Origin of the sequence: Aliiruegeria haliotis (assembly GCF_003003255.1) — a bacterium.
In the GTDB taxonomy this organism is placed as follows: Bacteria; Pseudomonadota; Alphaproteobacteria; order Rhodobacterales; family Rhodobacteraceae; genus Tropicimonas; species Tropicimonas haliotis.
In genome coordinates this window covers 21,691-30,660 of the sequence record NZ_PVTD01000020.1, presented here as the reverse complement: position 1 = coordinate 30,660, position 8,970 = coordinate 21,691, and the positions used below count along the sequence as shown (strand labels likewise).

Annotated in this window: 9 protein-coding genes and 2 pseudogenes; 8 read left to right on the top strand and 3 right to left on the bottom strand. The window is 57.6% G+C overall.

Features of this window, described 5'->3' with window-relative positions; genetic code table 11:
- Positions 1-529 precede the first annotated feature (529 nt).
- A complete protein-coding gene (locus CLV78_RS22960; protein ID WP_146136774.1) occupies positions 530-1,423 on the bottom strand; it encodes a hypothetical protein in 894 nt (297 codons plus the stop codon).
- A gap of 41 nt (positions 1,424-1,464) precedes the next feature.
- Positions 1,465-1,545 (bottom strand): annotated as a pseudogene (locus tag CLV78_RS24690) (IS5/IS1182 family transposase); the annotation flags it as partial.
- Here CLV78_RS24690 and CLV78_RS24880 point away from each other — a divergent pair.
- The 4 genes and pseudogenes from CLV78_RS24880 to CLV78_RS25025 form a co-directional block, all read left to right on the top strand.
- Positions 1,535-1,642, top strand: a pseudogene (locus CLV78_RS24880) (hypothetical protein); the annotation flags it as partial. The pseudogenes CLV78_RS24690 and CLV78_RS24880 sit on opposite strands and share 11 nt — an antisense overlap.
- Before the next feature lie 93 nt (positions 1,643-1,735).
- On the top strand, positions 1,736-2,068 hold the full coding sequence (locus tag CLV78_RS24875) for a helix-turn-helix domain-containing protein (RefSeq protein ID WP_342751848.1): 333 nt from the start codon (positions 1,736-1,738) through the stop codon (positions 2,066-2,068).
- 615 nt (positions 2,069-2,683) lie between these two features.
- Entirely contained in the window at positions 2,684-3,115 is a 432-nt protein-coding gene (locus CLV78_RS24685) for a hypothetical protein (protein ID WP_158263649.1), read from the top strand.
- Entirely contained in the window at positions 3,039-3,299 is a 261-nt protein-coding gene (locus CLV78_RS25025; protein ID WP_425427979.1) for a GNAT family N-acetyltransferase, read from the top strand. Before CLV78_RS24685 ends, CLV78_RS25025 begins: the two co-directional genes overlap by 77 nt.
- A 609-nt stretch (positions 3,300-3,908) precedes the next feature.
- On the opposite strand, the gene CLV78_RS22940 is transcribed toward CLV78_RS25025, so the two are convergent.
- Complete coding sequence (locus CLV78_RS22940) at positions 3,909-5,120, bottom strand: ROK family transcriptional regulator (RefSeq protein WP_245925267.1); 1,212 nt, start codon at positions 5,118-5,120, stop codon at positions 3,909-3,911.
- A gap of 184 nt (positions 5,121-5,304) precedes the next feature.
- On the opposite strand from CLV78_RS22940, the gene CLV78_RS22935 reads away from it, so the two are divergent.
- From CLV78_RS22935 to CLV78_RS22920, 4 genes are all read left to right on the top strand, one after another.
- Positions 5,305-6,315 (top strand): substrate-binding domain-containing protein, encoded by a 1,011-nt coding sequence (locus tag CLV78_RS22935; RefSeq protein ID WP_106208407.1) that lies wholly within the window; start codon positions 5,305-5,307, stop codon positions 6,313-6,315.
- 110 nt (positions 6,316-6,425) lie between these two features.
- Positions 6,426-7,508, top strand: coding sequence for an ABC transporter permease (locus CLV78_RS22930; protein WP_106208405.1), 1,083 nt, complete (start codon positions 6,426-6,428; stop codon positions 7,506-7,508).
- Positions 7,484-8,290: an ATP-binding cassette domain-containing protein gene (locus CLV78_RS22925; protein WP_106208403.1), complete on the top strand. Its 807-nt coding sequence runs from the start codon at positions 7,484-7,486 to the stop codon at positions 8,288-8,290. The genes CLV78_RS22930 and CLV78_RS22925 overlap by 25 nt, the downstream gene beginning before the upstream one ends.
- Positions 8,291-8,316: 26 nt before the next feature.
- The gene (locus CLV78_RS22920; protein ID WP_106208401.1) at positions 8,317-8,916 is read left to right on the top strand and encodes a nucleoside/nucleotide kinase family protein; all 600 of its coding nucleotides are present in this window, start codon (positions 8,317-8,319) and stop codon (positions 8,914-8,916) included.
- Positions 8,917-8,970: the final 54 nt, after the last annotated feature.

The following is an 8,970-nucleotide window of genomic DNA, read 5'->3' as shown; positions in this document are numbered from 1 at the left end:
AACCAGTGGTAGTCGCTCATGCTGCCCCCATTGTTTGGCAGCGTGAAGCACGATCGTCCAACGGGCTCAAGAAGGTTTATGGGTCCTGACCCTAGTAGTTATCCCTCCATCTGACAATTCCTGTAGCGTACTCATGGTCAAGTCGACAAAATGCCCAACCATATCGCCATATCGGGTAGAAACGACACCTGTAGTCGCTTGGCTCACCGCCGCGATATCACCGTATATTTCGAGTTCGCCGTCTTCGTTGAGCTGACCGAAGTTGAGATCCATCTCTATCCCTCTTTCCCTTTGAGCGGTTTTTAAGGGCGGAGATTCCCTTCCAAATGAGTACGCATGGAATGGAAAATTCCAACAGTACACTTACCTTGAAACGTGGGTTGAAGAACCGAGACGCATCTGGGTAGTGCAACAAAAAGAAGTTTCATACCCAAAAACAAAGGACCACAAACCAGAACCTACGGATATAGATCTTGTCCGCACCAAGGGTTTTGGCTCTTGCGTGTGGATCGCAAAACCACATTGTCTTCTAGCGCCCCTTCTTTTCCTTGGAGACAGGAAGAGTTGACTTAGGCGGCAGAACTGGATTGCGATTTTCCTCAGATCGGAGGTAGGCCATCGACAGTATCGAGGCGACCAGCGCGCCAACAAAAAAATCAAAAATATTGGTTCCAACACCCCAAGCAACGTCGCAAACTAAAGGATCCGATGCGTTCCCTGGTACATTCTTGATTAGCCCGTAGTGGTTTAGTTGCATTGCCAACAGAGCCAAGCCGATCAAGCATACGCCTGGACCGGCCACAAGACGCACCATGATAAACCAGAATGTGCTTCGCGCCCTATTCAACGTTACCGACAATCCTATAGGTAAACCGAGAACTGCAGCGGGAATCATGGTTCCAAGCAAGCAAACCAGTATAGGGAGGGTAGTAAATGATAGAAAAAGAGCCGAGATGACCGCAGACTCCCGCGGGAGGAGATGTCCGACAAGTAATCCGAATGCGCCCAAAATGGCAAAAGCAGTAACAACCGGAAACAGGTACGCGAGCCAGTACTGAATTCGCATCGGAACCTTCGTCTCCGACTTTTTCCACATTTCGACAGCATTACCCGTCAGCAAGGAAACGTAGAAGTAGAAGGCCAAATAACCAAACGCCACTATATTGGGAATCATATTGAGATACGGTGGGCTAGCTACTTTGAGTTCGAGCGCAAACAGAAGTGCCGATGCTGCCAGAATGGGACGCCAATAGAGGCGTAGAAGACGGAACGCATAGCCGTACAAAGTGGACCCTCCGCGAAAGTTGCTACCAAAGTTGCTACCAAAGTTGCTACCATTGTCGATGCTTCGAGATCCTGGATTGTCGCAACCCTGAAGTGCAGGAGGCTGCAATTTCAAGATTCCTAGCTGCTTAACTGACATCTGCGGCTATCGACTTCAAGTCTGTCTCTTAGGGTCAGGACTCATTTTGGCAGCCAAAAGATGACAGTTGCTGCGATGCAGATGGCAGACAGGAACAGGTCTCCGCATCTTCCGGAGCGTGTGCATGTTAGTACCCAGTCGCGGAAAGGTGATGCCGACGACTGGCTGGCCGCGATCATCGTGCAGATCGTCAACGAGGTTGACCAGCCGCAGATCGGTAGCCCTCAGGTGCTTGAACGGCTAACGGAAGTCGCTTTGCTTGAAGTGTTGCGGAGGCAGATTTTGGAGGCACCAACCAAAGCTGTAGGCTGGATGGCTGCCATTCAAGACAAGGGGTTATCAAATTGTCTGGCACACATTCACAGGAACCCGCGAAAAAACTGGACATTGGCGAAGCTCGCAACCGAGTCCGGCCAATCAAAGAGTTCCCTGTCAGCCAACTTTAAGAGCAAGCTCGACATGTCGCCTATGCAATACTTGCGTCATTGCCGACTATTTCTCGCTTCGCAAGACTTACGAAGGACGTCAGATAGTATTGCCAAGATTGCCATCAAGTCATGCTACGGCACCGAAGCCGCATTCTCACGCGCCTTCAAAAACTGTTTCGGAACGTCGCCAGCGGCATGGCGAGGGCGCTATCAGTGAAGCGTGTCCATTCCAGTGCAATGTGATTGTCGCTATCGCGCTCAAAAAATACAAAGTGCAAGACCGGCCATTGGAATTGATAAGGCAAATGGCAGCAATGTCCGCTAGTGAGACGTCTGTCGCGCCCGCAACGAACGACCGGTCTGGTTTCGAGCCATTTTAGCCGTGTTCAACGACCGCTTACGGCAAGCTTTGCTTCATCGCCGCGACTGATTTCGGGACTTGGCGATCTGGTGGACGCAAGCTTCGCTGCACGAGCAAAAGGGAGTTACCTCGCATCTCGGCCGGTCGCTCGAAGTCGACCACTGACCGCAATGCGCAGGAGGCGGTCGGTCGGTGTGGATGAATGGACCGGCGGCTTTGCCGACTTTGCGGACCTTCGCAGCAAGTGCAGCATTTCTTGCCGTCCGCTTCCGGCATCTGGTCAGAGAAGTGGGAACCGGAGATTCGAGACACCCTGCATCAAGGTCAAAAAAACGGACTTGGACGAAGCGGACACTCAGCCGTTCAAGAGATGTGCCCGTTGGCGCAATGCAAATGTCTCCGGTTTGGAAACTCGTATCGGAATGGTGCATGGTGAGACAGGGAGCCAAGCATCGAGAGGGTCGTTCAGCAATGGAATTGTCTATTCTTCCAGCGAAGGCCAATCAACCGCCGGAGCCAGTCGCCGATCTAATCTGGACTGTTGACCCTCCTCTGATGAAATTTCTGTTTGGATCTGAGGAGCGTTGGAGACGTGTCTTTGCTTACGATTGGCCGGAGGTCCAAGGCATTGTTTGCCACAAGCAAACCACGCTCGCCATGCAGGGAGAGGAGATCCTCGGCGTCCTCGTCACCCACACGCTTGAAGAGTTTGACGAGCACTTCGTCCGTACCCGTGGACGACAAGGGCAAAACGAAAGCCCTGCGTTCCGAAAGCACCTTGACCACGCCTTCGACCTCATGGCGCAGCTATTTCCGCACGGGCTGGATGGGTCCTACTTCGTCTTTGATCTGGCGGTTTCCAAAAAACGCACGACGCATGGGTGTCGGGCGACGACTGGTTGATGTCGCCGAGGCGAAGGCACGGGACGCCGGGTGCAAGCGAATTTGCTTGGACGTTGCCGCGGAGAATGACGCTGTTCAGTTTTATGAGAGGATTGGAATGCAGGTTGCCGTGGAAACTCGAGTTCCAGAACTTGAGAACAACTACAGCGTGGGAACTCACTATCACATGGTCTTGCCCGTCTAACTTCCGTGCTTTGGGGCGGCAATGGTCGGCTTTGGGTCCTTCCTGCCACTAGCTGCATCGACGTCGGGTGGCGGCCATTTGGTACGTCGTATTACACAATGAATTTCTCCGCTTGCGAGACAACCGGACTGGATGACCGGCAACTTGCGCAGGAAGCAGCCTGACGGGATGTGTTAACGGACCGGAAGATTTGCCGTCACTGCGGTTATCCGACAATTAGACCCAGATGGCCGAGTTGACCCCAAGGCGGCTTGATAGAAATCGCTTCCTTCGCTTCAACCACGAACTGATCGCCCGGTCCGATCCGCGAACCAAGCTGCGCTGCAGCCAAGAAAGCGGCCGTTCGTCTTAGGCGCAGCGAGGATCGGGCGGTCTATGACCGGGTTGCGGACATTGCTGCCGTTAGCGGCAGTTGATGACGGTGCCGCTCACTGCGCAAAGCGGAACTTCTTACGGACACGATACTTCGGAAGTGCAACATTGTCCGCCAACGAGTCTTTCGCAACGGAGACATCCAGATCCACTTGTCGATGTGTTGAAACCCCAAACCTTGGCCGGCGACGTATTTCTGGATCTTGATCGAAACAATCGGAAAATCCAGCACCACTCTCATATCGCCGAGAGACCTGCATTGGTGTTTAGCAAGAACTGGCTGAAGATGGGGCTGCTCGCCGCGCCGATGCCTCTGGCGTTTTCCCCGACGCTCCCCGCCTCGATACGTGGCGCGATCAATCCCCGCTTGTCCTGGTGGACGAGGTAACGGCTGACCCTTTCGACGAGTTCATCTCTGACGTCCTTGGGGAAGGCGCCATCGATCAGGACGGTTTCGAAATCGATGACGGAACATACAGACAGCGAAGCCTTGGCAAGCTCCTGTGCAGTCTCCCCGATCCAGGGGTTCACGTAACGCGCAATGGAGCTCCAGTCCTGGGGAAGGCGCCACATGTGTTGGGGGTCGATGCCGGCTTCGATCAGCCTTGCCTCCAACAAGTGGAGGGAAGCCACGTCGATCAGCTGCTGGCTCTCGCCGAGCGGCCCGGTGCTCCGAATAGACCCGAGGGCACCGGCATTTCCCTGGTTGCCCTCGAACACCGTCCCATTCAGCGCCACGCCGCCCCCGATGAAGGAGCCGATGAAGAAGTAGGCGTAGTCTCGGAACTCCTTCCCCCGACCGTAAAGGTGCTCGGCATGGCAGGCGGCCGTCGCATCGTTGACGACGAAAACCGGCAGGTCGGTGAAGCGCGAGACCTCACCTGCGAAGTTCACGTCCTTCCATGACCGGAACTTCTCCGATGCGGGCCCGACGAGATTGCTCCATTTCCAAAGCTCGAACGGCGTGCCGATGCCGATGCCGCAGACCCGGTCGCGAAGATCCCGCGGCAGGTCTCCGAGTAGAGACTCCAGCCCTTCCTGGAGGAAACCGAAGACCGCATCCGGGAGAGGATACTCGTAGGATGTGTGGATCTGCCGTTTCACTTCCCCCATGAAGTCGATCAACAGCAGATCCGCACTTCTGCGCCCAACCTTCAGTCCGAGCGAGAAGACGCCGTTCGGGTCCAGTTCAATTGGGATCGACGGTTTACCGATCTTGCCGCGGATCGGATCGCCGCGCCGGACGAGGCCGTCGTCTTCCAGCTTTCGAAGGATTGTCGAGACGGTCGGTCGGGACAAGCCCGTGCGCCGGGAGAGATCTGCACCGGACACCGCATCGAGGCGCTGAAGAAGCGACAGGATAAGGCGCTCATTATAGTCGCGTATCCCGCTTTGGTTCACACCTGCGCGTCGTTCAGTGATACTTGCTCCGTCCATGGGCCCGACCATAGGTCCCTCCCTTAACAATGGAAAGGTATCGAACAATCATTAATAAGTAAAGTTTACAAACTAATTGACAGGACCAACAGAATCGGGCCTTTTAGGGCCAGACCTGCAGCCGTTCGGAGGTTGCGGGCCTGGGTCTGGGAGGAGCCCGATCCAGACGATGAAGCGAGTTTCGCGGGAGGAACCAATGAAAAAACTAATTACCACGTCTGCGTTTGCCACTATCGCAATGGTTGGAAGCGCCTATGCCGAGACCACCGCCTGCCTAATCACCAAGACCGACACCAACCCCTTCTTCGTCAAGATGAAGGAAGGCGCGACCGCGGCCGCCGAAGAAGCCGGTATCGAGCTTTCCGCCTTTGCCGGAAAGTACGACGGCGACGTCGAAACCCAGGTCGCGGCAGTGGAATCCTGCATCGCGGCCGGTGCCAAGGGGATCCTGATCACACCCACCGACAGCCGCGCCCTCGTGCCGGTCATCACTCAAGCCCGGGATGCCGGTGCCCTGGTCATCGCCCTCGATACGCAGTTCGAGCCCGCCGATGCGGCCGACGCCACTTTCGCCACCGACAATTTCAAGGCCGGCGAACTGATTGGCCAGTGGGCCGCTGCAACGCTTGGCGACCAGGCCGCGAACGCCAAGATCGCGCTTCTGGACCTCAACGCCTCGGAGGTCTCGGTAGACTATCAGCGCGACCAGGGCTTCCTGACAGGCTTCGGCATCGACGTAAAGGACCCCAAGGACATCGGCGACGAGGATGACCCGCGCATTGTTGGCAACGATGTGACCGATGGCTCGCCCGACGGCGGCAGGACCGCGATGGAGAACCTTCTGCAGGTCGATCCGGACATCAACGTCGTCTACACGATCAACGAACCCGCAGCAGCGGGCGCCTACGAGGCCCTCAAGGCCGCCGGCAAGGAAGAGGGCGTGCTGATTGTCTCGGTCGACGGAGGCTGCCCGGGCGTGAAAGATGTCGAGGCCGGCATTATCGGCGCGACCTCCATGCAGTTCCCTCTCCTGATGGCCTCCAAGGGTATCGAGGCGATCAAGAACTTCGCGGAGACCGGGGCGAAACCCGAGAATACCGAAGGGCTCGACTTCTACAACACAGGCGTCGAACTGATCACCGACCAGCCCGTCGACGGCATTCCTTCGCTCTCGTCCGCGGACGGTCTCGGGAAGTGCTGGGGCTGACTCAGCCTGACCTCCTAAGGCAGTGACGCCGTGCGCGTCGCTGCCAGTCCCATTCCCGGAGCATGAAACACAAACCTGTCTGCGCTATGCTCAGGCAGGGGGAGATATCCATGTCAGACTCAACCGAACCGGTCCGGACGGGCCAGGACTTCGAAAGAACGCTGGACCGGAGCGAGGCCAAGGTCGCTGAGTTCGAGACCAACCGCCACTCGCCCCTCGACAGGGTGCAGCACATCCTGCACGACAACCCGACGCTCGTTCCGGTCATCGTGCTGGCAATAAGCCTGATCGCGTTCGGACTGATCGCCGGGGGCAAGTTCTTTTCGGCCTTCAACCTTAGCCTGATCCTGCAACAGGTCTCGATCATCGGTATACTGGCCGCAGCACAATCCATGATCATCATCACCGCCGGCATCGACCTCAGCGTCGCCGCAATCATGGTGCTGATGTCCGTGATCATGGGCAACCTCGCCGTCTACATGGGCGTTCCCAGCGGCATCGCGATCCTCGTCGGATTTGCCGGAGGGGCCGCGGCCGGGATGTTCAACGGCTTGCTGATCACCAAGGTGAAGTTGCCGCCCTTCATCACGACGCTGGGCACATGGTCGATCTTCTACGCGCTCCTTCTGTGGCTCTCGGGGGCCCAGTCCATTAGGGGCACCGACATCGACGAGCATGCACCTTTCCTAAAATTCTTCGGCAACACGATCGACCTGGCCGGCGCCCGGATCACCTTCGGATCGTTGCTGATGGTCATCGTCTTCGTCGTCCTGTGGTATATGCTCAACAAGACCCCTTGGGGGCGCCATGTCTACGCCATCGGGGACGACAAGGAAGCCGCGGAGCTTTCGGGTATCCGCACCGACCGGGTCCTGATCTCCGTCTACATGCTGGCTGGTTTCGTCTGCGCCGTCGCCGCCTGGGCCTCGATCGGCCGGGTCGGCTCGATCTCTCCGCAGTCCTTCTACGAAGGGAACCTGCAATCGATCACGGCTGTCGTCATCGGTGGCATTTCCCTCTTCGGTGGACGTGGCTCGATCATGGGGGCGCTCTTCGGCGCGCTGATCGTCGGCGTCTTCCAGTCCGGCCTGCGGATGGCCGGCGTGGACGTGCTCTGGCAAGTCTTCGCCATCGGCTGGCTCATCATCATCGCGGTCGCCATCGACCAATGGATCAGAAGGGTCTCTGCGTAATGATCGATCAAACACCAATCGTACAGGGTCGCAATATCGTCAAGCGCTACGGCCACGTGACTGCGATCGACCACTCGGACTTCGAACTGCGCCACGGAGAGATCCTCGCTGTGATCGGGGACAACGGCGCCGGCAAGTCCTCCATCGTCAAGGCGATCTGCGGCGCAGTCACCCCCGACGAGGGCGAGATCCTCATCGAGGGCCAGCCAGTCAACTTCACCTCGCCGATCGAGGCGCGGGAGATGGGGATCGAGATCGTCTACCAGACGCTCGCGCTCTCCCCAGCCCTCTCCATCGCAGACAACATGTTCATGGGCCGCGAGATCCGCAAGGACGGCTGGAGGGGCAAGTATTTCCACATGCTGGACAGGAAAAAGATGGAAACCTTCGCCCGCGACAAGCTCACCGAACTCGGGCTGATGACGGTGCAATCCATCAACCAACCGGTCGAGACCCTGTCCGGCGGCCAGCGCCAAGGAGTCGCCGTGGCACGCGCAGCGGCCTTTGCCACGAAGTTCATCATCATGGACGAGCCGACCGCAGCTCTCGGGGTCAAGGAAAGCCGCCGGGTGCTTGAGCTGATCCAGGACGTCAAGGCGCGGGGGATCCCAATCATCCTGATCAGCCACAACATGCCGCATGTGTTCGAGGTCGCCGACCGGATTCACATCCACCGCCTCGGAAAGCGGCTTTGCACGGTCGATCCGAAGGACTACACGATGTCCGACGCCGTAGCCTTCATGACTGGCGCAAAGGACCCCCCCGAGAGAGACGCCGCGTGAACGGGGTTTCCTAATCCGCCGGGGCGTTGACGGACCGTATCCTGTCGACGACTCCGGCCCACGGGCGCCGGCTTGTTGCCCTGGCCGGCCCGCCGGCATCCGGAAAGTCCACGCTGTCTCTCGAACTTGCCGATCGGTTGACCACCGCCGGGAGTTCTTCGGTCGCAGTTCTCATGGACGGGTTTCATCTCGACAATCGCATCCTCGTCTCCCGCGGCCTGCTTGACCGAAAAGGGGCCCCGGAGACGTTCGACGTGAGGGGGGTGAACCGACTAGTCGAGGCGCTGGCCGAGGGCGGTGAAGTCTACTACCCGCTCTTCGATCGCGCGCAGGATATCGCGATCGCCGGCGCCGGAGTCGTTTTGGCTGAATGCGAAACCGTCGTTGTGGAAGGGAATTACCTTCTCCACGACGCGGAGGATCGGCGAGATCTGGTCAAATGGTGGGATGTCTCCATCCGGCTGGTCGTTCCAGAGCCGGAGTTGGAGCAACGTCTCATGGAGAGATGGTTGGCACATGGTCTTACGAGAGGGCAGGCGCGCAATCGAGCGAGGCGAAAAGATATCACCAATGCAAGGCTTGTCACTCAGACAGCACTTGAGGCCGACGTCCTGGTCAGACTATAACCGGGTTTTCCCTTCCATTTGCGAGAACACTGCCGGATATCCTTTCGTTAGTTG